Origin of the sequence: Bradyrhizobium sp. (genome assembly GCF_052389815.1) — a bacterium.
GTDB lineage: Bacteria > Pseudomonadota > Alphaproteobacteria > Rhizobiales > Xanthobacteraceae > Bradyrhizobium.
Genome location: NZ_JBQTHN010000005.1, coordinates 63389 through 87863, shown reverse-complemented (window position 1 = coordinate 87863; position 24475 = coordinate 63389). Strand labels below are relative to the sequence as shown.

The following is a 24475-nucleotide window of genomic DNA, read 5'->3' as shown; positions in this document are numbered from 1 at the left end:
GATAATTGCCCGTACATTGAAGGAGGAAGAACACACCATGTCTGACCGCTATGCCAAATACAACAAACTGAAATTCGACTATCCGGCGGACCGTGTTCTTCGGATCACGTTCGATCGTCCCGAAACCTTCAACTCCGTGGATGCGGAAACGCACACGCAAATGACCGACATGTGGATTGATGTCGACCGCGACCCCAACATCAACGCGGTTATCGTGACGGGGGCTGGCAAGGCGTTTTCGGCGGGGGGAGATTTCAGCCTGATCGAAAGAATAGCGGGCAACTTCGACGAGATGATGAGAACCTGGAAGGAAGCCAAGGATCTCGTTTACAACATCATCAATTGCAACAAGCCTATCATCTCGGCGATCAATGGCCCAGCCGCGGGTGCGGGGCTCGTTGTCGGAATTCTGGCTGACGTGTCGATCGCAGGCAAGCGAGCCAAGATTGTTGACGGGCACCCCCGCCTGGGGGTTGCCGCAGGTGACGTAGCGGCGATCATTTGGCCGCTGCTCTGCGGCATGGCCAAGGCAAAGTATTATCTTCTGACGTGCAAGGCAATCTCCGGCGAAGAGGCCGAGCGCATTGGCTTGGTATCCATGTGTGTCGACGATGATCAACTGCAGCAAGTCGCTCTCGACACTGCAGTTGAGTTGGCAAACGGCGCGCAAAGCGCGATCCGCTGGACGAAATATTCACTGAATAATTGGTTGCGCCAGGCCGGGCCAATCTTCGACGCTTCCACTGCGTTCGAGATGCTGGGTTTCATGGGCCCTGACGTCAAGGAAGGCGTGCTGTCACATCGGGAGAAGCGCGCTCCGAATTTTCGCAAGGACTGCCCTATTTAGTTTGCGCGGGAGAGAGGTAGCGAGCATATGCCCGACGCGATTTACCGGAAGATCGCTGCAGCCTATGGCCAGGCGGCACGTAAGGCGCCCGGCCTAAAGGCACGCTTCGATGCGGCGGGTTTCGACCCGGCAAGCATCAGATCATTGAGGGATCTCTCTCGCCTGCCGGTTCTGAAGAAAGAACAGCTCCTGGCACTCCAAAGGGAAAATCCGCCCTTTGGAGGCTTTCTCGCAGCCGATCTCGAAAGCCTGTCGCGGATCTATGTGTCGCCCGGACCGATCTTCGAGCCCTCATTGGCGGGAGGTGGCGGGCACGGCCTCAAGGAGCTGTTCAAGGCTGCGGGGATCACGGTGGGCGATCTCCTCCTGAACACATGGTCCTATCATCTGGTCCCGGCAGGTCTTTTGTTCGACGAAGCAGCGCGTGCAGTCGGCGCGACGGTCATTCCCGGTGGTACGGGAAACCGTGAGCTGCAGGCGCAGATCATCGTTGAAACCGGCGTGACCGCGGTCTGCGCCAGCACGGCATTCTTCCTTACATTGGCGGATACGGTAATCGAGGCGTATGGGCGGAACGCTTGGAAGGTCAGATCAGCATTCCTCGGCGGCGAGATGGGCGACTGGATGGCGAAACGGCGTCGTATCGAAGCGGACTATGGCGTTACAACCTGGGCCGCCTATGCGACGGCCGATCTGGGTCTTGTGGCTTATGAGGATGACGGCGAAGGGTATGTTGCGCATCCCAATCACGTGGTGCAGATCTGCGATCCCATCAGTGGGGAACCCTTGGCCGCCGGCGAAACCGGTGAGATCGTGGTGACCGCACGCGACGCCAACTGGCCGATGATCCGCTTCGGCACCGGAGATAGCGGCTTCGCTCTTGAGAGTGACGGAGATGGTCGCGTTACGCGTCTTTCGGCCTTGCAGGGACGAGTCGGCGCGGCCGTAAAAGTCCGTGAGATTTTCGTCTACCCCCGCGCCATCGAAGAAGTGGTTATCGCGACCCCAGGCGTGCGCGCCGCCCAGGCGGTTGTGACATGCGAGAACGATCGGGATACCGTGCGCCTCTTGCTCGTCGCCGAGCCCGGCGCCGATCGTATCATGGCCCAAACACGTGCCATCGAAGCTTTTGCCACCAGTGCACGAATCCGGGCCGATGGCGTGGAATTTATCGATCTCCTGGAGGAGAACGCGTCGCTGATTGTAAACAAGAAAGACGCTTAGCCGGCGTGAGATCCAGCGCGCAAGGCGCGCCGCCTCGTTCGTTTGCTCGTAGAGGGCAAGTCGCGATGGTGAAGCGAAGGACCGGCATCGTACTGAAGGCCATCCAACAGTAGGCTCTGCAACATCACAATCAATTCAGACAGCGAATAGTATCCATCGCGTTGGCCCTTTTCTGGATTGAACCACTCTACAGTCCAGTTGAGCGCTCCCAGCATGGCCTGCCGCAAAGGCACAACCTTGATATCGGAGCGCAGCTCACCCGCTTCCTGCGCTTTGCGTAAGCAGTCATCCCAAAGGTTCGCGTACTTGTGTCGTATTGGCTGATGACGTGCTCGCACCTTCTTGGGTAGCTGCCCGAAAATGCGGATATTCGCAGACGTAAATTCGCTCAAACGAAAGAGGTACTCCATATGGGTACGGATCGCTGCGGCGATCCGGCTGCGGTGATCGGGAAACTGATGTGTCTTCGAAATGGTCGACGACATTCCGCGCAGGACCGCTCGCAATCCAATATCGAGCACTTCGTCGAGTATCTCATCCTTTGAATTAAAATGATAATAGATGCTGCCTGCTTCCATGCCGGCTTCTTGCGCGATATCTCGCATTGTTGCAGCCTTGTACCCTCTGTCGCGAAAAATCCGCGCTGCAGCGGAGAGCACTTGGACGCGGGTGCGGGATGATTTGCTGTCGTCGGAATCAATCAGGTCCAGGGTTTCCAGTTCGATTGGACCTGGCTGTTTCAATGGCATGCCGCGTGCGGTGGACATTCCGTCCAAAAGAAGTTTACACAAGCGCTCAGACAGCATGCTTACGGGATAGCGCGTCGCATCATACCATTCGACTGTCCAATTCATTGCTCCCAGCACGAACTGTCGCAGCGGTACGACTTTGATGTCGCTCCGAATGTCCCCGGCCGTTTGAGCCTCTGCAAAGAAATTGTCCCACACGGAGGTGTAGGCTTGGCGCAGTGGTCGATGGGTCACGCGCATGTCCTGAGGAAGCCTCGAGTAATTTCGGATATTTGCCGAAGTGAAATCACTTTCTTTCAGGAAATACGTCAAGTGCGCGTCGATCATCAAGGCGAATGTCTGTCGGAAATCCCTGCCGGAGAGCCGGCAATCCTCTCGGACCTTCTGCACGGCGTCGAAAACGTGCCGTACGCCCAATCGAAGGATTTCGTCGAAGATCGCCTCCTTCGACGCAAAGTGATAATATAGGCTACCCGCCTCCATACGCGCAGCCTTCGCGATCTTGCGGAGCGTCGTGGCATCGTATCCTTCATCTCGAAATAGCTTCGCGGCGGCGCTCAGGATGAGGGCGCGCGTCTGCTCCGACTTGCCATGATTTTTTCCAGTAGTTCCAAGCTGCGGTGAGGGCGAATTCATATTGTGTAATTTGCCTCTAGACATCGAAATAGCAAGTGCGATAATCTAACATACGTTAGAATTTGGTCGCCTAAGGTTAGAACACCTATGGCGTATCCGCGGAAGGGAGGGGTGATAACCATGCGCGGGCTAAAAGGGAAGCGGACAATCGTAACCGGCGGCGGCAGCGGGATCGGACGCGAAGTATGCAAGCGATTCGCCGAAGAAGGCAGCGAGGTCGCCGTATTCGACATAAATGCCGCGGGTGCGACTGAAACTGTGAAGATCATAGGGGACGCAGGTGGCAAAGCGACTGCCCACGCCGTTGACATCACCGAACGTGCGGCAGTCGATGCGGCTGTGGCCGAGGTGGAGAAAGGCGGGCCCATCAATGTTCTGGTCAACAATGCCGGCTGGGACGTCCCTCGACTTTTCCTGGAATCCGACGCAACGCTCTGGAAAAAGGTTATTGACATTAACCTCTACGGTCCCCTGAACATGCATCACGCGGTACTTCCGGGCATGGTTAGAAACGGAGGCGGGCGCGTGGTCAATATCAGTTCCGACGCGGGCCGCGTTGGCTCCTCAGGCGAAGCTGTTTACTCGGCCTGCAAGGGCGGCATTATCGCCTTCACCAAGACAGTGGCGCGGGAATTGGCGCGCAAGGGAATACAGCTCAATGCCGTGGCCCCAGGGCCGACCGACACACCGCTTTTCGCCGAATTCTCGAAGGGCGAAGGTGGCGAGAAAATCGCGGAAGGTCTCAAGCGTTCCATTCCGATGCGACGGCTCGCGCAACCGACCGACTACCCGGGGATCATCTGCTTCCTTGCCTCCGACGACGCTGGTTTCATCACCGGCCAAGTGATTTCGGTCTCCGGCGGGCTGACGATGCATGGATGACGCGCGCGACGGCGGCGCCCTCAACTTGTGGATTGATACGGCCGGACCGTGCCGAGATACCGTATCGGATGAAATGGTATGTTTACGCCATCTAAAGACATCCAGGACTGCAGCGCGATCAGAGCTTTTCTCACGCGCTGCGGCCTGACAGATTACGAAAGTCTCGTCGCGCGGGCCGACGCTGAACCCGATTGGTTCTGGTCACAAATTCTCGATCTTGCGAACGTGCGCTTTTCGCGTCGTTACCGAACGTTGCGGGACGTGAGCGGTGGGCCAGCCGGAATCCGTTGGGCCGCGGACGCCACTCTCAACCTCACCGAGACTTGCCTTGACGCTCGTATCGAAGTTGGGCTCGGGGAAAAAGCCGCCATCGACTGGATCGGCGAAGACGGGGAACGGCGCGTCTGGACCTACCGCGATCTCGCCTGCGAAAGCGCCCGGGTTGCCAGCGCCCTGGCCGCCCGCGGCGTAGGCGCGGGTGATGCGGTTGGCATCTACATGCCGATGGTGCCCGAGATCGAAGCGGCCCTCCTGGGCGTTGCGAGGCTCGGCGCTATCGCCGTCCCCCTGTTCTCCGGATACCCGGCGCCGGCCGTGGCGGCACGCTTGAACGACTGCACGGCCAAAGCGGTTTTGACGGCCGATGCGAGTAGGCGTCGCGGCAGGCCTGTTCCCATGGAATCCGTGCTGGTTGAGGCTCTGGCCGACGTATCCAGCGTGCACACGGTGATCAGCCTGCGCCGCTTCGGCGGCAGCGCCGCCGACCCACGGCGGGATCTGGACTGGGCTGCCACAGTCGGGGCCGCAAAGGCGGATTTTGCACCTGTTCCGGTTGCATCAGAGGCGCCGCTGATGATTGCCTACACTTCTGGGACAACCGGCCGGCCCAAGGGGGTGGTTCACACGCATCTCGGTGTGCAGGCGGCGGCAACGACCAATTTCTTGTTGTGCCTCGACTTGAAGCGCGAGGACCGGCACCTGTGGATGACCGATATGGGCTGGGTTATGGGCCCGCTGACCCTGATCTCGACGCTTCTGGCGGGCGCGACACTGGTGCTGGCCGAAGGGGCGCCCTCCACGCCGGACGATCCATTCCGCCTGCTGCGCCTCGCGAGCGAACACGGCGTTACCCATCTTGGCGTCGCGCCCACGTTGGTGCGACAGTTTATGAGAAGCGATCCCGGTCCGCTGGCGCGGTACAATCTCTCCGCTCTGCGCATCGTCGCTTCCACCGGCGAACCCTGGACCGAGGATGCCTGGCTCTGGCATCTGGAACACATCTGCCGCCACAGGGCGGTGCCACTCAACATCTCCGGCGGGACTGAGCTTTTTGGCGCAATCCTGACGTCGACCGTGCTGCACACGTTGCGGCCCTGCGGTTTTTCCAGCGAGGCGTTGGGCGTCGGGGCGAAAGTGCTGCGACCGGATGGGTCCGAGGCGACAGACGGCGAGATGGGCGAGCTGGTGGTCACCAAGCCGCCGCTGGGCCTGACCCCGACGATCTGGCGGGATCACTCGCGATATCTCGAGACCTACTGGTCCGATTACCCCGGCGTTTGGCGGCATGGCGATTGGGCGCGCCGCGATTCCGACGGAACATGGTTCATTCTCGGCCGTTCGGACGACACACTCAACATTGCCGGCAAGCGTATCGGCCCGACCGAGATCGAGGCCGCACTAACCGCCACTGGTAATGTAATCGACGCCGCTGCAATTGCAGCGCCGGATGATCTAAAGGGCCTAGCTGTGGTCTGCGTCTGCGTCCTCGCCCCCGGCGTGAAAACCGACGACACCTTGGTGGAGCAACTGAAGGACAATGTAGCCGCCGCGGTCTCCCAACCTTTCCGCCCGCGCGAGATACACTTTGTCGAGGCGCTGCCAAAGACTCGCAGTATGAAGACCATGCGCCGCGTCGTCCGCGCGGCGTTTCTGGGCGAGAATCCGGGCGACCTGTCGCCGTTGCAGAATCCCGAGGTCATTGCTCCCATCGCTGCATTGAGGAACAAAGGCCGCTGAACGCCGTCTTGGAAGGGAGCGACAGGCTGCAACTCATCGACCGCCCCGCCAAGGGGGATCGCCGCTTTGGTATGGTATTGTCGGTCCTTCGAGGCGCGGTGCCCCAACAGGTTTCTTTTCGATAGCTTGGCCGCAATGCCGACGGCCCGCTGCGAGCGGGCTAGCTGTGAGCTTTCAGGAGGTTGTCCATTCGACCGCAACCGTGAACGCTGATGTCGCCAAACACACAGTGATTCGCGGGGGATCGAATGGACACTCACAAGAATGCGCCTCTGACGCCCAAAGGTCGAGAGGCCATGGTGCGCAGTGTTGTTGAAGGAGGGCTCAGCAAGGCCGCAGCCACGCGCCAATTCAACATCACCAACGATTGTCGCCAAGTGGGTCACCCGCTTCCGCACAGAAGGCGTGGATGGGCTGCGGGATCGTTCCTCACGGCCCCATTCATTGCCAGGCCAAACCCCGGCAGCTACATGTGCCACTGTCGAGGCGTTGCGTCGGCAGCGCCACACGGGCAGGCAGATCGCTGCCGAAGTCGGAATATCGCCCGCAACCGTCAGCCGCATCCTGCGCTGGCTCGGCCTGAACAGGTTGGCCGAGCTGGAGCCGGCCGAGCCGATCCGCCGCTATGAGCGCGAGCACTCCGGCGAGCTTATCCACCTCGACATCAAGAAGCTCGGCCGGATCGGCTCTGTGGGACATCGCATCACCGGGCGGTATCCCGGCGCGATCAATCGCCACCATGGCATCGGCTGGGAGTTCGTCCATGTCTGCATCGACGATGCTTCACGCATCGCCTTCGTGCAGGTGATGGCCGATCAGCGCAAGGAAAGTGCAGTGGCTTTTCTTGAGGCCGCTGTCACTTACTTTGCCAGGCTCGGAGTCCGCGTCGAGCGCGTGATGACTGATAATGGCTCGTGCTACCGCTCAAGGATGTTCCGAGCAGCTTGCAGGCGCCTTGGTCTTTCACCAAATCTTCACCAGGCCATATACCCCGAAGACCAACGGCAAGGCCGAGCGCTTCATCCAAACTTCCCTTCGCGAATGGGCATATGCCCGCGCCTACCAGAACTCAGATCAACGATCAGCCGAGCTGGTGCATTGGCTCATCGCTACAATTGGCATCGGCCGCATGGTAGTCTGAAGGCCAACACTCCCATCAGCCGACTCGGTTTAGCCAGGAACAACCTCTTGAGGCCCTACATAGACCAATGTCAACAGACGATATCATCCACCCTTAAAGCGATTGTGCCAGCCGGATGCCCTCGTCAATCGCGCGTAAGGCGTCCAGTTCGGTGGCTTCCTTGGCCCCGCCGACTACTGTGGCCGGGATGCCGCGCTCAATCAGTGCGGCGTGAAGCGCGCGCTCAGACTCCTGCCCGGTGCAAAGCACGATCGTGTCAGCTGCGATGACCTGACGTCGGCCGGCGATCTTGATGTGTAGGCCCTCATCGTCGATTCGCTCATAGCTGACGCCGCCCAACATCTCGACGCCGTATTTGCGTAGCGCGTTGCGAACGATCCAGCCCGTGGAAACGCCGAGTCCGTCACCGGGCTTAGTGGTCTTACGCTGCAGCATGACGACTTTGCGGGTGCCGCCCACCGGTGCTTGCGGATCAGCCTTGAGCGCGCCGGGCGCGGAGAAATTTCCATCCACGCCCCAAGTGTCGAAAAAAGCCTCGCTGCCGTTAGCCTCGGCGGTAGGAGTGACGAGAAACTCGGCCACGTCGAAGCCGATCCCGCCAGCGCCCACGATGGCGACGGTCTTTCCCGCGACCCGTGTGCCCGATAGGATTTCCGCATAGGTTGCCACCTTGGGATGGTCAACGCCCGGCAGATCGGGGATGCGGGGGCTGACGCCGGTAGCAATCACCACATGATCGTACCCGCTCAGATCCTCGGGGGAGGCGCGGCGGCCAAGATGCAGGTTGACCCCGTGCTTGTCTACCTGGCGTCGGAAGTAACGCAGAGTGTCGTCGAACTCATTCTTGCCAGGAACTGCGCGCGCCAGCGTAAGCTGTCCTCCGAGCGTTTGAGAAACTTCGAACAACGAAACAAAGTGACCGCGTCGCGCCGCTTCCGTTGCGGTAGCCATCCCCGCCGCGCCGCCGCCGACCACCGCGATCTTTTTCCGGACCTCCGCGGGCGTATCGCGCAGCTCGGACTCGCGGCCAGCGCGAGGATTTACAAGGCAACTCACCGCGCGGCCAGAGAAGATGTAGTCCAGACAAGCCTGGTTGCAGGCGATGCAGGTATTGATCTCGTCCACTCGTCCATCGCGGACCTTGTTGGCGAAGAACGGATCGGCCAGCATTGGCCGCGCCATAGAGATGAGATCTGCATCGCCGCTCGCGAGGATGTCCTCGGCCATCTCCGCGGTGCTGATGCGGTTGGACGCGACCACGGGGATGGAGACGGCAGCGCGGACCCGTGCGGCGGCCTTGCGCCAAGCTCCTCGTGGCACGGGGTAGGCGATAGTAGGCACGCGGGCCTCGTGCCAGCCAATTCCAGTGTTGATAATGTCGGCACCTGCGGCCTCCACCTTGCGGGCAAGGGCGGCGATCTCATCCGCCGGTGCGCCGTCTTCGATGAGATCGGCAGCCGAAATGCGATAGATGATCAGTAGATCCGGACCGCAGCGCTGGCGCACCGCGCGCACGACCTCGACAGGAAAACGATGGCGGTTCTCCGCGCTGCCGCCCCAAGCATCTTCGCGCTTGTTGGTGTGGGTCACCGTGAACTCGTTAATGAGATAGCCCTCGGATCCCATGATCTCCACACCGTCAAAGCCTGCAGCCTGCGCGTTCGCTGCCGCCTCGGCGAATTGGCTGATTGTGCGGAGAATGTCGCTATCGAGCATCTCGCGCGGGATATGGCGGTTGATTGGTGCCCGAATTGGGGAAGGCGCCACGCAGCCCGCAATCTTTGCATAGCGCCCTGCATGAAGGAGCTGCGCGCAGATGAGAGCGCCCTCGTGATGTACTGCATCGCAGATCGGGCGAAGCGCCTGGGCCTCTTCGGGATCGTCGAGCCGCGGTCCTTGAGCGTCAAGCACGCCTTCGGCGTTAGGCGAAAACCCCCCGGTGACGATGAGCGCAACGCCGCCGCGCGCACGTTCGACATAGAAGGCAAGTTGCGCGGCGATCGGGTCGGGCTTGCATTCGAGCTTGGTATGCATTGAACCCATGATGATCCGGTTGCGCATTTCGTGGCGCCCGACCTTGAGCGGTGAGAGCAATCTGGCGTAGGTCGACGAAGCCGTCGTGTTCATAATTTTCCTCCCTTTGGCACTTGCCGGGTATTCTAACGTTTGTTAGGTTTCTTGGAAAGTCGATTTAAGACGCTCCGCGGGAGGATCATTCAATGCCCTTTCAGCCGACCGAAGATCAGTTCGCCTTTCGGGAGGTCGCACGGCGTTTTGCGCGCGAAAGATTGGCCGATGGCTATCAAAAGCGCGCCAAAGGCCATGTCCTCGATCGGGGACTGATCCGTGAAATGGGCTCGCTCGGTCTGATTGCGCCGGATCTTCCTGAGAAGTTTGGCGGAATGGGTGAAAGCTCCGTCACGGCCGGGTTGATCACCGAACAGATCGCCTATGCCGATTTCAACGTCAGCTACGTGCAACTCCTGGGCTCGCTCATGGGCGGCATGGTCGCAAAACACGCCTCGGAGGACATCGCCCGCGATTGGGTGCCGCGAGTGATTGCAGGGGACGCGGTGATCGGACTTGGCCTTACCGAACCACGCGGCGGTTCGGACGCGGCAAATCTTCAGCTGCGCGCCGAGAAGTCAGGTAATGGCTGGCGGCTGAATGGCGAAAAGACCTCCATGAGCTTTGCTGCGCAGGCAGACGCTGCAGTTGTCTTCGCCCGCACCGGCGATCCAAAAGGCGGGTCGCGTGGCGTCAGCGCTTTCTTTGTTAACCTGACGGAAAAGGGGATCAAGCGGACCCATTTTGACGACATCGGCACCAAGCCGGTCGGCCGTGGCTCGGTTTTCTTCGATGATGTCCATGTGCCGGCTGAATGCTTGATGGGCGAACAGGACCGAGCCTTCGGGACCATCATGGCGGGCTTCGACTATAGCCGCGCGCTGATCGGGCTGGAGTGCCTCGGTCCGGCGCAGGCCTCTGTCGACGAGACCTGGGCCTATGTCCAGGAACGCGAGGCGTTCGGCGCGCCGTTGGCTCAATATCAGGGCGTCACCTTTCCGCTCGCCGAGGCCGAGACGCAACTGACGATGATGCGCCAGCTCTGTTACTATACCCTCGACCTGCGCGATCGCGGCATGCCGCATACGGCCGAGGCGGCCATGTGCAAATGGTATGTGCCAAAGACTGCCTGCGAGATCATCCACCAGTGCCTGATTTTGCACGGGCACTATGGCTACACAACCGACCTGCCGCACCATCAGCGTCACAACGACGTGCTCGGGCTTCAAATCGGCGACGGCACGGCGCAAATCCAGAAGCTCGTCATAGCGCGCGAGAAGGTAGGGCGCGTGGCGCTCCAATACGACAAGAGAGCGAAGGGGGCGGGAAAATGAGCGTTCCGGTCAAGATCCGAACCGAAGGCAGCACCGGGATCATCGAGTTGAGCCGGCCGGAGAAGCTCAACTGTCTTTCGCTCGAGGTACATCAGCTTATCGATGCCGGTCGTGCGAAATTTGAGGCCGACCGCTCGGTTCGCGCTGTTCTGATCTGCGCCCAGGGCAAACATTTTTGCACCGGAGCTGACCTCGTCGAAGTGAAAGGCAAGATGGACGATCCGGCGGCGCTGGATCGCTTCATTGGTTTCGGCATAGGCGTGTTGCGCCGGCTCGAGCAGAGTCCCCTACCGGTGGTCGTGGCGGTCCAGGGGCTGTGCCTGGCGGGGGGCATCGAATTGATGCTGTCGTGCGACGTCTGCTTCGCGGCGGAGACCGCGCAATTTGGTGATCAGCATGCGCAGTTCGGTCTCATTCCGGGTTGGGGCGGCAGTCAGCGGTTGGTCCGTCTTATGGGACTGCGCCGAGCGCTCGATCTGATGTTCTCTGCGCGTTGGTTGAAGGCGGACGAGGCCAAGGAGGCTGGACTCGTAAACTATGTCGTGGCCGATGATCAACTCCACAGCGCGGCCTTGGCTTACTGCCAGAAGATCGGCACGCGCTCGCGGCAGGGCATGGCTGAGATGAAACGGCTGGGTCGCGAGGGTCTGGAACTGACGCTCGACCAAAGCATGCGTCTTGAGCGCGACGCTGCATTGCGTCACCTGCCGGGAGCGGAGGTGGCCGAAGGGCTGGATGCCTTCGCCAATCGCCGCGAGCCGAGATTTGAACAATAACACCGCGTCGGAGTTCAATATGGATTTCAACTTGAACGATGAGCAGCGCCAGATCTACGAATACGGCGCCCAGTTGGCACAGCGTTTCGACAACGCCTATTGGCTCGATCATGCGCGTCGGCATGTTTTTCCGCGAGAGATGTTCTCTAAGATCGCCGATGATGGATTTCTGGGGCTTATGGTGCCTCAAGAGTTTGGCGGGGCCGGCCTCGGCATGACTGAGATGGCTTTGTTCATGGAGGGGACGGCCAATCACGGTATTCCGCTTCTGATGATGGTCGTCGGGCCGACCATGTCCTTGGCGCATATTGCGAACCATGGAAGCGAGTTCCAGAAAAAGGAGCTCCTGCCGCGGGCTTGTCGTGGCGAAATCCAGTTCTGTTTTGCGATCACAGAGCCCGGAGCTGGTTCGAACACGATCAAGGCTCGAACATTGGCAAGGCAAAGAGGTAACCGCTTTTCATTATCGGGGGAAAAGACCTTTATTACCGGCGCTGATGTCGCGGACTACTGCTTGGTAGTAGCCCGTACCAAGCCGCACGAAGAGGTCAAGCGCAAGACCGATGGCTTCACGCTTTTTGCGGTCGATCTGAAAAAGAAAGGCGTCGACAAACAACGGGTGAAGATTTCGATTCCACTACCCGAAGAACAATGGACGCTATTTTTCGACGAGGTTGATCTTGGTCCCGAAGATGTTGTGGGCCAAGTGGACGAAGGCTTTTCGATTCTTTTCGACTCGCTTAACCCCGAGCGCATCATCCTGGCTGCTCTATGCTGCGGAATTGGCCGATTCGCGCTAAATAAAGGCGTCGCCTATGCGTCGCAGCGCAACGTTTTCGGCCAGCCGATCGGTGCGCATCAGGGTGTCCAACATCCGATGGCCAAGGCCCACACCGCAGTCGAAATGGCGAGCCTCATGACCCGCCGCGCCGCTTGGGAATTCGACAACAGCCTACCCGCTGGCGCCTCGTCCAATATGGCCAAATATGCTGCGGCGGAGGCTGGCATCGAGGCGGTGGATGCGGCGCTCCAGGCTCATGGCGGATCGGGGTTTACCGAAGATACCGGCATTTACGAGCTATATCCACTGATGCGCTTGCTGCGCACGGCCCCAGTGAACCGCGAGCTTTGTCTGAGTTTCATCGGCGAAAAGATCATGGGCCTGCCACGCTCTTACTGAGAGCTGCGGATCGGCAAGGAGGTTAAGCAATGAATCTCGGGATGCGTTTCCGACGAGCGGACGCTCACGACAAGTCAAGCGCGCGCTGCTGGCATGCGATCGAAACAACGCCGCTCAGCGAAGTCCGACGCATTCAAGAAGAGAAGCTGATCGCGCAGATGGCCTACTTGCAGGCCAACTCGGAATTCTATCAGAAGAAGCTGGGCGCGGCCGGTGCGAGGTTCGACGACGTGCGCACTATCGATGATCTGCAGAAGCTGCCCTACACGTTCAAAGCGGAGATCCGCGACAGTCTTGCCGCTCGCAAGCCTTTCGGCCTCCACCTCGCGGCCAAGCCCGAAGATATAATTCAGATGCAGGCGTCCTCCGGCACTACAGGCAGCCCATCTTACGTGGCTCTGACCGAATCCGACGCCGCAATGTGGCATGAAATGTCGGCACGCTGTTTTTTCGCAACCGGCGTGCGGCCCGGCGACATGGTGCTGCATGCCTTCTCGCTGGCCAAAGGCTTTGTTGGCGGCATCCCGGTCATGCAAGGTTTGCAATACTTGGGCGCCATCGACATCCCGATTGGTGCCGATGGCGGTGCCGACCGTCTCATCCGAGCTTGTGCCGACATCCGCCCGCGCTGCGTGGTCGGTGCGCCAAACTTTGTTCTGCACTTGGGTGAGAAAGCGCCTGAGATCCTTGGCATTCCCGCATCGCAGCTTGGCGTCGAGCGGGTCATCGTGGGTGGCGAGCCGGGCGGTGGCATCCCCACCGTCCGCCGCCGCATTGAGGAGCTGTGGGGCGCAAAATGCACCGAGTTACTTGGTGGCACGGACCTCGGTGTGACCTATTGGGCCGAGTGCGACGAACAGTCGGGCATGCACATGGTCAGTATGGACTACATTATTACCGAGCTGCTCGACCCCGAAACTGGCAAGATTATCCCGTTCCAGGACGGGGCCCGTGGTGAGATGGTCTATACGGCGATAGGCCGTCAGGCGAGCCCGCTGCTGCGCTTCCGCTCCGGCGACTACATTGACGTCCTGGCCACCAGCTGCTCGTGCGGGCGAACAGGGCCAAAGATCCGTTGTATCGGTCGCGCCGACGATATGCTGATTGTCCGCGGTGCCAACGTCTTCCCCTCAGCCATCCACAGCATCATCAACGAAATGATGCCCGAGACCAACGGGGTTGTCCGCGTTGTTGCCGATTTCGAGGGGCATACGACGCAGTCGGCACTCAAAATCATTGTCGAACGCGGACCCCACCGTCCGCCCAACAGGGACGACGAACTAAGAAACAAGATCGAGACGCGTCTTCGCGATGCGCTGGTATTCAAGGCCGACGTCCGCATTGTGAAGCCCGACACATTCGAGAAACCCGGCGCGGCGAAGGTTGCGCTCACTCTTCGCAAATACCCCGATCTGTCATGACAATCCTTAAATCACTTCTCGATAAGGGTTCGGAGAATTTCCGGGCCAATGAGACGCACTATCGCGCGAGAATCAAAAGGCTGCACGAACTGCGGCTGGAGCAACGTGCCGGCGGCCCGCTGAAGGCACGGGAGCGACACGAGGAGAAGGGCAAGGTCCTGCCGCGTGATCGCGTCGAACGGCTGATTGATTCAGGCACCCCCTTTTTGGAACTGGGTGAACTTGCGGGCTTGAATAAATATGAAGGCGTGCCCCCTGGCGCTGGCATCATTACCGGCATCGGCATGATCGAGGGCCGGCATTGCATGATTATTGCAAACGACGCCACCGTAAAGGGCGGCACTTATTTCGGGATGACGAGCAAGAAACACGTTCGCGCCCAGCGCGTCGCTTGGACCAACCGGCTGCCAGTGATCACACTGGTCGACAGTGGTGGGGCTTTTCTGCCCGAACAAGCAAATATTTTTCCCGACGAAGGCCAGTTCGGCTCCATCTTCCACAACCAAGTGGGCATGTCGGGCGATGGCATACCGCAGATTGCTGTTGTGATGGGACCATGTACCGCGGGTGGTGCCTATATCCCGGCATTATGCGATGAGGTCGTGATCGTGCGCGGGCAAGGATTTATGTATCTTGGCGGGCCCGAATTAACGTTTGCCGCGACTGGCGAGAAGGTCGACGCCGAGACTTTGGGCGGCGGGAAGATGCATTGCGCGATCTCCGGCGTGACCGACCACTTGGCCGAGAATGACGCCCATGCGCTGGCGATTACTCGGCAAATCGTGGCACATCTGGGCGAAAAGACCAGTCCTCGGAAAATCCCCATCGTTCCGAAGCCTCCCGTTTATCCGGTTGATGAAATTTACGGCATCGTCAGTCGTGACGCCAAGGTACCGACGGATAATCGCGAAATCGTCGCGCGGCTGGTCGATGGCAGCGAATTGCACGAGTTCAAGCCGCTGTATGGCGACACATTAATAACTGGTTGGGCTCGCATTCACGGCCATGAGGTCGGCATCCTGGCCAACAACGGAGTGCTTTTCGTCGAGGCAGCTCTGAAAGCGGCTCATTTTATAAATCTATGCGTGCAACGCGACATTCCGCTGGTCTTTCTCGTCGACGTTAATGGGTTCATGGTCGGTCGCGAAGTGGAACAGGCGGGCATCGCTAAGGCTGGCGCCAAGATGATCACTGCTATGTCGTCGGCCCGCGTGCCGAAGTTTACGGTGATTACCGGCGGCTCCTACGGCGCGGGCTACCTCGCTATGTTGGGCCGACCGTTTCAGCCGGACGCCATGTTTGCCTGGCCGAACGGACGCGCGGCTATCATGGGGCCAGAGCAGGCAGCGAGCGTGCTGGCCCAAGTGCGTGCCCAGATCAATGACCGCGAAGGTAAAATTTGGACGGCCGAAGAGGAAGAGGTCTTTAAAGCTCCAATTCGCCGGGAGTACGAGACATTTCAAGACGCGTACAATTTCGCTTCGAATCTTTGGATCGACGGCGTTATCGAACCCGCTGAAACGCGCGATGTGCTGGCGCTGCTTCTGGATGTAGCTTCCCGACGTCCGAAGGTCGACAGTCACTTCGGCGTTTTTCGGTTTTAGGTGCGCGACACCATGCGTATTAAGTCTCTTCTCATTGCCAACCGCGGCGAAATCGCATGCCGGATCGCACGCACGGCTCGCTCGCTCGGAATCGTTCCGATCGGCGTCCATTCTGACGCTGACGCCGAGGCGTTGCATGTGCGCGAAGTCGGTCGGTCGCTCAGGATCGGAGGCGGACCGGCTGTCGAAAGTTATCTGCGGATCGACGCGGTGATAGCGGCCGCTCGGCAAGCCGGCGCGGACGCAATCCATCCCGGCTATGGCTTCCTCGCGGAAAATCCGGACTTCGCTCGTGCGGTGGAGGCCGCCGGTATGATCTTCGTCGGCCCTACCGCCGAGACACTACAGCGGTTCGGCGACAAGGCCAGTGCTAAAAAGGCCGCGACAGCCGCCGGCGTGCCGGTCATTCCCGGAGGCCATGGTGTCATGTCCGACCCCGATCAAATCGCACGGGCGGTACGAGAAGTTGGGCTTCCGGCTCTTTTGAAGGCCGTTGGGGGCGGCGGTGGGCGCGGTCAGAGGCTGATCGACAATGAGGCTACGCTGAAGGCCGACATCGAGAGCGCGCAGCGCGAGGCGAAATCCGCTTTCGGCTCCGAGGGACTTTTGCTCGAGCGCTTCCTGCCTGCGGCGCGCCATGTCGAAATACAAATCGCCGGTGATGGCACAGGCCACGTGGTGCACCTCTTCGAACGCGACTGCACGCTACAGCGCCGCCATCAGAAGGTGATCGAGGAAGCTCCCGCCTGGGGTCTCCCGCGGCCACTTCTCGATCACATCGCCCAGGATGCGGTCCGGCTTGCGGAGGCGCTGAACTATCGTGGGCTAGGCACTGTCGAGTTTCTAGTGCTAGGCGAAGAGTACTTTTTTCTGGAGGTCAATCCCCGAATCCAAGTCGAGCATCCGGTAACCGAAGCGGTCACCGGATTGGACCTCGTGGCGCTGCAGCTGCGCATCGCAGAGGGCGCAGGCTTGGGCCTGACCCAAGATCAGATCACCTGCACGGGGCATGCTGTGGAGGCTCGGCTCTACGCCGAGGATCCGCGGATGCAGTTCTCTCCTTCAACAGGGCGGATCACGGCGATTTCGCTGCCCGACGGTCTTAGGATTGATAGTGGCGTTGAGGCAGGCGACAGTGTTAGCCCTTTCTATGATCCGATGATTGCAAAGCTCATCGTGCATCATTCCGATCGGGATGCGGCGCTGGCGCGCCTGGCTCAAGCGTTGGATCACGTGGTTGTGGACGGGGTCGAGACGAACCGTACCTTTCTTGCTGCACTCACCCGAGACGCCGATTTTGCGCGAATGCAGGTGCATACCCGCTGGATCGACAGTTGCATCAATGCACTAACCGCCGCTCCGCAGCGCTCGGATGGGCGGCTGTGGCAGGCGGTGGCCGCCGTTCTGTTCGTCACCCGTGGCCGCGCCGACGGCGATGCCAACCCTTGGCGCAACCGTGATAGGTTTACCGGTTGGCGGCTCGGCCTTGGCGGCGCTCTGGACGAGGCAGGCCAGCGTGTGATCCTCGCGCATCCGGGAACATCCGGCAAAGAGCTGCGCGTCAGCCCGGTGGGAAATGACAACCTCTTTGTTGTCTACAGCGACGACAGCATGCCCTTGGCGCTGAACGCAACTGAGCTTCGATGCGGCCGCTTGCAGATCACGCATGAGGACGAAACGATTACCATCGAAGCGCGCGTCCGAGGCAATTCGATCGAAATCGACACGCCTGGCGGCCGTCTGCTGTACCAAGCGTCGACATCGCTGGCTTTCGCTGAAGTAGATAGCACTGCGGACCGCATTCTCGTGTCTCCTCTAACCGGCACAATTGTGAAGGTATTGATCGACGAGGGGGCCTCAGTAGCGGCCGGCGAGGTTGTGGCGATCCTGGAGTCCATGAAGCTTGAGATCTCGATAAAGGCGATGGTTTCGGGAGTGGCGAAAAATATATCCATCTCGCGAGGCGCAATGGTGGACCGAGGGCAGCCAATCGTCGAGATAACTCCCTTAGAAAGTGAGAGTTCATGAGCGATTTTCCAAAATTCGTCGAGTTTAGAGAAGAGGGACCCCGCGAGGGGTTTCAGATCGAAAAAAAGATCTACCCGATCGAAGAACGGGTCGAACTGATCGATATGCTCAGCGAAACCGGGCTGAAGCGGATTCAGGTAGGTAGCTTCGTCAACACCCAAAAGGTGCCCCAAATGGCCGATACAGCCGAGCTGTTCAAGCGCATTAGGCGGGTGCATGGCGTAAGATACACGTCGCTCTGGCTGAACGACAAGGGCTTTCGCAAGGCGCTCGCAGCGCCTCAAGTCGATATCGATCCGCGGCTATTGTTCTATCCATCCGACACATTCTCGCGAAAGAACAACGATGCTTCCTCGATGGAGATGCGCGAGAAGCAGCGCGAATGGGTCAACCTCTACAAGCAGGAGGGCTACACTGTCGACACGGCATATGTGATGACCGCATTCGGATGCAACTTCGAAGGACCGATCCCGCAGGACCGGGTCTTAGACGATTTCCGTTTCGTGCTGGATCTCTGCGCAGAAGAAAATATTCCGCTACCGATCCTTGTTGTCGCCGACACGATGGGGTGGGGCAATCCTGAGGCAGTTAAGCGCATGATCGGGGCGATAAGGGAAATCAAGCCGGATGCGCGCATCGGCATGCACCTGCACGACACCAGGGGCCTCGGCATAGCCAACATCTATGCGGCGCTTTCTATGGGCGTTGACATGTTTGAGAGCTCCGTCGCTGGACTGGGCGGATGCCCGTTTGCCGGTCACGGCCATGCGCGCGCGGCCGGGAATGTCTGCACCGAAGATGCAGTTTTTTTGTGCCATGAACTGGGCATTGCGACTGGCGTCGATCTCGATAAGCTCATTGCCGCTTCCGTTTATGCCGAAAAGATAATTGGTTCACCACTAATGGGCCGTGTGATGCATTCCGGCGGACTCGATAAGTACCGTAAAGTTTAGCTGAGGAAAAAACCGAGATGGCTAAGTTGCTCGACGGAAGTGGTGCTGCGGCAACTCAATTTTAGATATGCTGCAAACCGTACGTCGACGGCGGTGTTAGCGTTCATTCGAAAAGGGCGGCCAAATCGCAGAGCGATCTATCACAACGGCAGGAATGCGACTTGGTTAGAGTGACCGAGGGAGGAATTGATGCCGGAAATACTCCTGGCTGCGGGTCAGGCCAACGTCTATGGCCTGTTCAGAACCTGTGCACGAAAACAGCCATCCAGTGCCGCGATCGAGTATGAGGGGCTAACCGTTTCATACGGTGACCTTCTGAAGAGGGTCGACGCGATTGCTTCCGCGCTGCTCGGCCGAGGTGTCAATCCTGGCGACCGTATCGCGATCCTTTCGCATAACCGTCCTGATTACGTCGAACTGCAGCTGGCTGCAGCTGCAATCGGGGCCATCGTTGCTTGCTTGAACTGGCGACTTTCGCCGGCTGAACTCAAGCATTGCATCGAACTGGTGGAACCGGTGATGGCTGTCGTCGAGCCGGAATTACATGCGACGTTTGCAGCCGTGTCGGAATTGCCGACAATCCAAGTCGGCCCTGAGTTGAGTCGAATGAGCTCGTCGGCCGCCCTCGATTCTCGGCTCGGCACGTTGCTTGAAAGTGATGAGGAGGGGCTGACCATTCTTTTCACCTCAGGAACCACGGGACTGCCCAAGGGCGCACTTGTCAGCCATCGCGCACATGTGGCGCGTGCGATGGCTTTTTCGGCTGAATTAATGCTGGACCCACGTGACGCGTTCGTTGCTTGGGCGCCCATGTTTCATATGGCATCGACCGACCATATGCTGGCGACACTCATGCGGGGTGGTACGGTCGTCATCATAAACGGCTTCCAGCCGGAAGCGATCAATATGGCGTTGTCTCAGCACAAGATTGGTTGGCTGGTGATGATGCCGGGTGTGGTCGACGCATTCATCGAAGAGCGAAAAGCGCGACCAACACCCATCAAAGGCATCAAAATCTGTGGCGCCATGGCGGATCTCGTACCGCGGCATCAAATTGCGGAATTGACCCGCCTGCTTGACGCTCCCTATCTGAATTCCTTCGGCGCAACGGAGACCGGTCTTCCGCCAGCAAGCGGTTCTGTAATAGAGGTCGGAGTGACGCCGACCGATCTCGCCAAACGCATTTCTTCATTCTGCGAGATCAGGCTGGTCGATCCGCTTGACAACGACGTACCTGATGGCGAGCCGGGTGAAATGGTGGTCCGAGGACCCACGCTTTTTTCGGGCTATTGGAATGCGCCGGAAACCAATGCTGTAGATTTCAGAGGCGGTATGTTCCATATGGGCGATACATTTCGGCGGCTTCCTGATGGACGTGTGGATTTCGTTGACCGGGTAAAATACATGATCAAGAGCGGAGGTGAAAACGTTTACCCAGCCGAGATCGAGCGAGTGTTACTGGCTCATCCAGCAGTTTTGGAAGCGGCGGTAGTCAAGGCTAGTGATCCAAAATGGGGAGAAAGGCCCGTAGCGTTCGTCGCTTGTGACGAGGCAAACATATCCGCCGATGAAATCTTGCGGCTCTGCAGCGAACGCCTCGCCGGATACAAACGGCCAAGGGAGATCCGGTTCATTGCGTTCGATGATTTTCCGCGTTCGACCAGCGGCAAAGTCCAGCGTCACGTTCTCGAAGATCGGCTGAAGGATCAAGCTTCTGGCAGCCGAACACGTAACGCTGACTGATCGGAACTGCTATGACGATCTAGGCTTTCGGCGGAACTACGAGGCCTTTGTATCGTACTTGATAATGTATTTGTTCTTTGCAGGCCGGTTAGTGCCAAGGTCTGTCACCTGCGTTATTGTCGGGCGATAAGCGATCGCGCTCTCAAGCGAGCAGAAAATGAAATAGCCCTTTGGCGACAGAAATCTCCGGCTCCGCCTGCCAACTCACGGCTTCGACGCTTGCCATCCGACGCCCTTTTCGTAAGACCGTCGCCCGCACATTCAACGGCTCTGCGATGGCGGGCCGCAGGTAGTCAACCGTAAGGTTGATTGGCTTCGGACTTCGATTCCTAAGATCTTGCCAAACTGCGACGGATGCCACCGCCTCCATAACACTGGCAATGATGCCGCCATGATAGTAGTTCATGACAGGATTACCTATATAGCTTTCGGAAAAGGGCATTTGGGCAGCGACGTGTCCCTCCTCAATGTTCACGATGGTAAAGCCGAGGAACCTGAAGAAGGGCCTCTTCATCAGTAGCGTGTTCGTTTCCTCGGGCGTCATTCTGGTTTCCGCGGTGTTGTCTGGATATCGAAAAGATTTCTCTCGCCTCGTGTGAGAGCGAAGGTAGCACAGCCACGTGCGACTTCGTCGCCCTTGTCATCATCGAACCAGATAACGCCGGAATTGAAGGCAATATGGCGGGTCTGGTGATAGCATTTGGCGCGGACCAACACGTCGGCGCGGGATTGTGCCGGTCGAAGATAATCCACGCGCAGATCAAGCGTGGCCATCGTGCTGATGTCGTCGATCGCGATGAAATTGACCAGCCCGAATACACTGTCCAGCAGCGCAGTCAGCACTCCGCCATGGAGAAGAGTTGGTGGCTCGTCGATACAAAAAGCGGGATTGAACGGCATCCGGACGGTTACGCCGTCAGGCCCGTGCCCCTCAATCCGCAAGTTCATGTGGGTAATGAAACCCTTGGCTCTCGTGATCCAGAGAGTGCTGATTTGCTCAAAGCGTTGCTGGTCTTTGAGGAGCATCGGTGCGACCTTAGCTGATGACTATTGAAAAAAATAAGCGCGGTTTCTTTCAGTTCATGGAGATTTTGACTCTTCGAGGGGAAGCGGCGTTGTCTTGACAACAGCAACCCATTTCAGTGCTTTCCTCTGTAGGCCGCTCGAGCGCCGTCAAAATGCGAGGGTGCGCAAGCAATACTCCGGATGCGGAACGGTTACAAAATCAGCCATGTCGGCGATCTCCGCGTTGACGGTTGGCAAACATTTCGGTGTTGATCATGTCACGGGCATCGTGTGCTAGGTGAAGGGTTTCGCCGCCGTCTACGTACCAATCTTCGCCGGTGATGAAGTTACCTAACTTCGACGCAAGAAAGACAATCGCGCCAGCGACATCCTCGGGCGCGCCCATGCGGTTGAGAACGGAGCGGTTAAACTCATTCCATTTCTGTGGTGGGATCGGATAGCGACCGAGCGCCTCCGTCTTTACAGTGCCGGGTGCTACGCAATTTAGCCGAATGCCGTATTGTGCCCACTCGGCGGCGAGGGTCTTCATCAGTCCGGTCACGCCGGCGCGTGCAGCGGCGGTATGAGCAAAGCCGGTCAACGCGGTGCGGCTGACCGCCGTCACGAATACGATGGAGCCGCCATGTTCGAACATGAAATGATCGGCGACAGCGCGCGTCATCTGCCATGATCCAACTAGATTGTTACGCACTACGGCCTCAAAACCCTTGTTGGTGATATCGCGTGCGGCGGCAACATATTGCCCACCAGCGTTGTTGACCAGGACATCCAGCTGCCCGTAATTCTCTTTAATCCGGCGCATCGCAGCAGTAACACTTGCTTCATCTCGGATGTCGCCTGAGATTACCAATGCTTCGCCGCCCTGGGCACGAATCATCTCGGCGGTTTGCTGCAGCGGATCCTCGCGGCGGGCGAAAAGCACGAGCTTTGCACCGCAGAATGCCATTTCAAGCGCGGTAGCGCGGCCCATGCCAGAGCCGCTTCCGGTGACAAGTGCAACCTGACCGAGCATTAAACTAGGGGCGAAGCGACTTCCGATTTCTCTCTTCATCTCCGCTTTCCAATATTATTCCCAGAACGACTCGCCGATGATGGTCAGATTGCCATTTCTTGCACACGTGCACTCTCCGCAGATGCAGCTTACCGAAGACGTTGACAAAAATCAAACGGATGTTAGAAAACGGCAATTGCTCTGGACGCATCCGCGACAGTAGCACCGGTGAACAGTCTGAGAAGAACGAATGAGGAGCCTTTCTTCATCACTCAACATCGCCTCTGAACGATTTATTCGCAACCGCGCTACACAAAAGGCGCGCATAGCGCTTCTGCGCGACCGAATGGCCGAGGCCACAGGTGGTGGACGGGTTGAAATTGTTGAGCGGCACCGCGCTCGCGGCAAGTTGCTGGTGCGCGAGCGCATCGACGTCCTGGTCGATCCCGGCTCGGCATTTCTGGAGCTTTCGAGCTTGGCGGCATGGGGGCAGTATGGCGGCGAGGTACCGGGTGCGGGCATCGTCACTGGCATTGGAATCATCCACGGCCTGCACTGCATGCTGATCGCCAACGACGCTACGGTCAAAGGCGGATCATTCTATCACGAGACGGTGCAGAAACACATTCGCGCACAGGAGATCGCTGACCAAAATCGGCTGCCTTGTCTCTATCTCGTTGACTGCGGCGGTGCCTATTTGCCCGAGCAGGACCGAGTGTTTCCTGGGGGGCGCGATTTCGGCAACGCCTTCTATCGGCAATGCAACATGTCGGCTTCGGGGCTGCCGCAGATATCGGCAGTGTTTGGCGGCTGCACCGCTGGTGGAGCTTATATTCCCGCGCTCTCTGACGAGGTCATCATGGTGCGCGGCAATGCCCGCATTCATCTGGGTGGCCCTTCGATTGTCAAGGTGGCGATCGGCGAGGAAGTCGATGGCGAGACCCTCGGGGGGGCCGAGATGCATACCCGCGTCTCGGGCGTGAGCGATCATCTAGCCGAAAACGAGCATCACGCGCTCGCACTCATGCGCGATATCGTCGCTAGTCTGGGGCTGACACGCCCAACCGCGCCCACAGCTCCACCGCGCCGTCCGCTTTATGATCCCGAGGAGCTTCTGGGTGTCGTGAGCGGCGACCGTAAGGAGCCCTATGACGTGCGCGAGCTCCTGTTGCGCATCATCGATGCCGGTGAGTTCCACGAATTCAAACCCGATTGGGGGGCAACGCTGGTCTGTGGCACTGCACGTATTCACGGCTATCAGGTCGGCATCTTGGGTAACAACGGCGCGCTTCTGTCGGACTCTTCGCTCAAGGGTGCACAGTTCGTCTCAATGTGCGATCAGAGAAATCTGCCCCTTATCTTCCTGCACAATGTCACAGGCTTCATGGTCGGCACGGAGGCCGAGCGCGGCGGCATCGCCAAGAATAGCGCCAAGCTGGTTTATGCCATGTCGGTGGCCAAAGTGCCCAAACTTTCGATGATCGTTGGCGGCTCCTATGGGGCGGGTAACTATGGAATGTGCGGCCGCGGATTTGCGCCGCGCTTCCTGTTTGCATGGCCGACGGCAGAAGTTGCCACCATGTCAGCGGACATCGCAGCAAGCGTGATGATGGAGTTGCGTCGTCAAAAGGGGGGCGACGAGAGGCAGATGCAGGCGGAGCTGGAGAAGATCGAGCTCGCAGTGCGCGCGCAATATGCGGAACAATCCGATCCTTACTATGCAACCTCGCGGCTGTGGGACGACGGTCTGATTGAGCCGGGTCAAACGCGCGACGTCCTCGGGCTGTGCCTGGCCATCGTGACCTCGGTGCCCGAGGCCGGGCGCCATACGCCCGTCTTTAGAATGTGAGACAATGC

Annotated in this window: 18 protein-coding genes and 1 pseudogene; 14 read left to right on the top strand and 5 right to left on the bottom strand. The window is 59.0% G+C overall.

What is annotated here, in order from left to right; all coding sequences use genetic code 11:
• Positions 1 to 37: 37 nt before the first annotated feature.
• Positions 38 to 847, top strand: a complete 810-nt coding sequence (locus ACT4OC_RS01230) for an enoyl-CoA hydratase/isomerase family protein (RefSeq protein WP_057199268.1) — start codon at positions 38 to 40, stop codon at positions 845 to 847.
• A 27-nt stretch (positions 848 to 874) separates the two neighbouring features.
• Positions 875 to 2071 carry a phenylacetate--CoA ligase family protein gene (locus ACT4OC_RS01225; protein WP_057199267.1) on the top strand — a complete coding sequence of 399 codons (1197 nt, stop codon included), beginning with the start codon at positions 875 to 877 and terminating at the stop codon, positions 2069 to 2071.
• On the opposite strand, the gene ACT4OC_RS01220 is transcribed toward ACT4OC_RS01225, so the two are convergent.
• Positions 2068 to 3456, bottom strand: a complete 1389-nt coding sequence (locus tag ACT4OC_RS01220; RefSeq protein WP_063997042.1) for a TetR/AcrR family transcriptional regulator — start codon at positions 3454 to 3456, stop codon at positions 2068 to 2070. The two genes, ACT4OC_RS01225 and ACT4OC_RS01220, sit on opposite strands and share 4 nt — an antisense overlap.
• 120 nt (positions 3457 to 3576) lie before the next feature.
• Here ACT4OC_RS01220 and ACT4OC_RS01215 point away from each other — a divergent pair, with 120 nt between their 5' ends.
• The 3 genes and pseudogenes from ACT4OC_RS01215 to ACT4OC_RS01205 form a co-directional block, all read left to right on the top strand.
• On the top strand, positions 3577 to 4338 hold the full coding sequence (locus ACT4OC_RS01215; RefSeq protein WP_057199307.1) for a glucose 1-dehydrogenase: 762 nt from the start codon (positions 3577 to 3579) through the stop codon (positions 4336 to 4338).
• A gap of 78 nt (positions 4339 to 4416) precedes the next feature.
• On the top strand, positions 4417 to 6354 hold the full coding sequence (locus ACT4OC_RS01210; RefSeq protein ID WP_057199266.1) for an AMP-binding protein: 1938 nt from the start codon (positions 4417 to 4419) through the stop codon (positions 6352 to 6354).
• Positions 6355 to 6602: 248 nt separating this feature from the next.
• Positions 6603 to 7548 (top strand): annotated as a pseudogene (locus ACT4OC_RS01205) (IS481 family transposase); the annotation flags it as partial.
• Between the two features lie 40 nt (positions 7549 to 7588).
• Here the strand turns inward: ACT4OC_RS01205 and ACT4OC_RS01200 are convergent.
• The gene (locus ACT4OC_RS01200; RefSeq protein ID WP_057199265.1) at positions 7589 to 9622 is read right to left on the bottom strand and encodes an NADPH-dependent 2,4-dienoyl-CoA reductase; all 2034 of its coding nucleotides are present in this window, start codon (positions 9620 to 9622) and stop codon (positions 7589 to 7591) included.
• Positions 9623 to 9714: 92 nt separating this feature from the next.
• Between ACT4OC_RS01200 and ACT4OC_RS01195 the strand changes: the two genes are divergently transcribed.
• From ACT4OC_RS01195 to ACT4OC_RS01160, 8 genes are all read left to right on the top strand, one after another.
• On the top strand, positions 9715 to 10896 hold the full coding sequence (locus tag ACT4OC_RS01195; protein WP_057199264.1) for an acyl-CoA dehydrogenase family protein: 1182 nt from the start codon (positions 9715 to 9717) through the stop codon (positions 10894 to 10896).
• The gene (locus tag ACT4OC_RS01190) at positions 10893 to 11672 is read left to right on the top strand and encodes an enoyl-CoA hydratase/isomerase family protein (protein WP_057199263.1); all 780 of its coding nucleotides are present in this window, start codon (positions 10893 to 10895) and stop codon (positions 11670 to 11672) included. Before ACT4OC_RS01195 ends, ACT4OC_RS01190 begins: the two co-directional genes overlap by 4 nt.
• Positions 11662 to 12852: an acyl-CoA dehydrogenase family protein gene (locus tag ACT4OC_RS01185; protein WP_230646582.1), complete on the top strand. Its 1191-nt coding sequence runs from the start codon at positions 11662 to 11664 to the stop codon at positions 12850 to 12852. Before ACT4OC_RS01190 ends, ACT4OC_RS01185 begins: the two co-directional genes overlap by 11 nt.
• Positions 12853 to 12881: 29 nt before the next feature.
• A complete protein-coding gene (locus ACT4OC_RS01180) occupies positions 12882 to 14273 on the top strand; it encodes a phenylacetate--CoA ligase family protein (RefSeq protein ID WP_057199262.1) in 1392 nt (463 codons plus the stop codon).
• Positions 14270 to 15877, top strand: a complete 1608-nt coding sequence (locus tag ACT4OC_RS01175; protein ID WP_057199261.1) for an acyl-CoA carboxylase subunit beta — start codon at positions 14270 to 14272, stop codon at positions 15875 to 15877. The genes ACT4OC_RS01180 and ACT4OC_RS01175 overlap by 4 nt, the downstream gene beginning before the upstream one ends.
• Positions 15878 to 15889: 12 nt before the next feature.
• The gene (locus tag ACT4OC_RS01170) at positions 15890 to 17905 is read left to right on the top strand and encodes an acetyl/propionyl/methylcrotonyl-CoA carboxylase subunit alpha (RefSeq protein WP_057199306.1); all 2016 of its coding nucleotides are present in this window, start codon (positions 15890 to 15892) and stop codon (positions 17903 to 17905) included.
• Positions 17902 to 18858: a hydroxymethylglutaryl-CoA lyase gene (locus ACT4OC_RS01165; protein ID WP_024343089.1), complete on the top strand. Its 957-nt coding sequence runs from the start codon at positions 17902 to 17904 to the stop codon at positions 18856 to 18858. Before ACT4OC_RS01170 ends, ACT4OC_RS01165 begins: the two co-directional genes overlap by 4 nt.
• Positions 18859 to 19047: 189 nt before the next feature.
• Positions 19048 to 20601 (top strand): class I adenylate-forming enzyme family protein, encoded by a 1554-nt coding sequence (locus ACT4OC_RS01160; RefSeq protein ID WP_057199260.1) that lies wholly within the window; start codon positions 19048 to 19050, stop codon positions 20599 to 20601.
• Positions 20602 to 20743: 142 nt separating this feature from the next.
• Here ACT4OC_RS01160 and ACT4OC_RS01155 read toward each other — a convergent pair whose 3' ends face one another.
• From ACT4OC_RS01155 to ACT4OC_RS01145, 3 genes are all read right to left on the bottom strand, one after another.
• Entirely contained in the window at positions 20744 to 21145 is a 402-nt protein-coding gene (locus ACT4OC_RS01155) for a PaaI family thioesterase (protein ID WP_057199259.1), read from the bottom strand.
• A complete protein-coding gene (locus ACT4OC_RS01150) occupies positions 21142 to 21627 on the bottom strand; it encodes a PaaI family thioesterase (RefSeq protein ID WP_057199258.1) in 486 nt (161 codons plus the stop codon). The genes ACT4OC_RS01155 and ACT4OC_RS01150 overlap by 4 nt, the downstream gene beginning before the upstream one ends.
• A 199-nt stretch (positions 21628 to 21826) precedes the next feature.
• Complete coding sequence (locus tag ACT4OC_RS01145; RefSeq protein ID WP_057199257.1) at positions 21827 to 22678, bottom strand: SDR family NAD(P)-dependent oxidoreductase; 852 nt, start codon at positions 22676 to 22678, stop codon at positions 21827 to 21829.
• A gap of 190 nt (positions 22679 to 22868) precedes the next feature.
• Between ACT4OC_RS01145 and ACT4OC_RS01140 the strand changes: the two genes are divergently transcribed.
• Entirely contained in the window at positions 22869 to 24467 is a 1599-nt protein-coding gene (locus ACT4OC_RS01140; protein WP_444837218.1) for an acyl-CoA carboxylase subunit beta, read from the top strand.
• Positions 24468 to 24475: the final 8 nt, after the last annotated feature.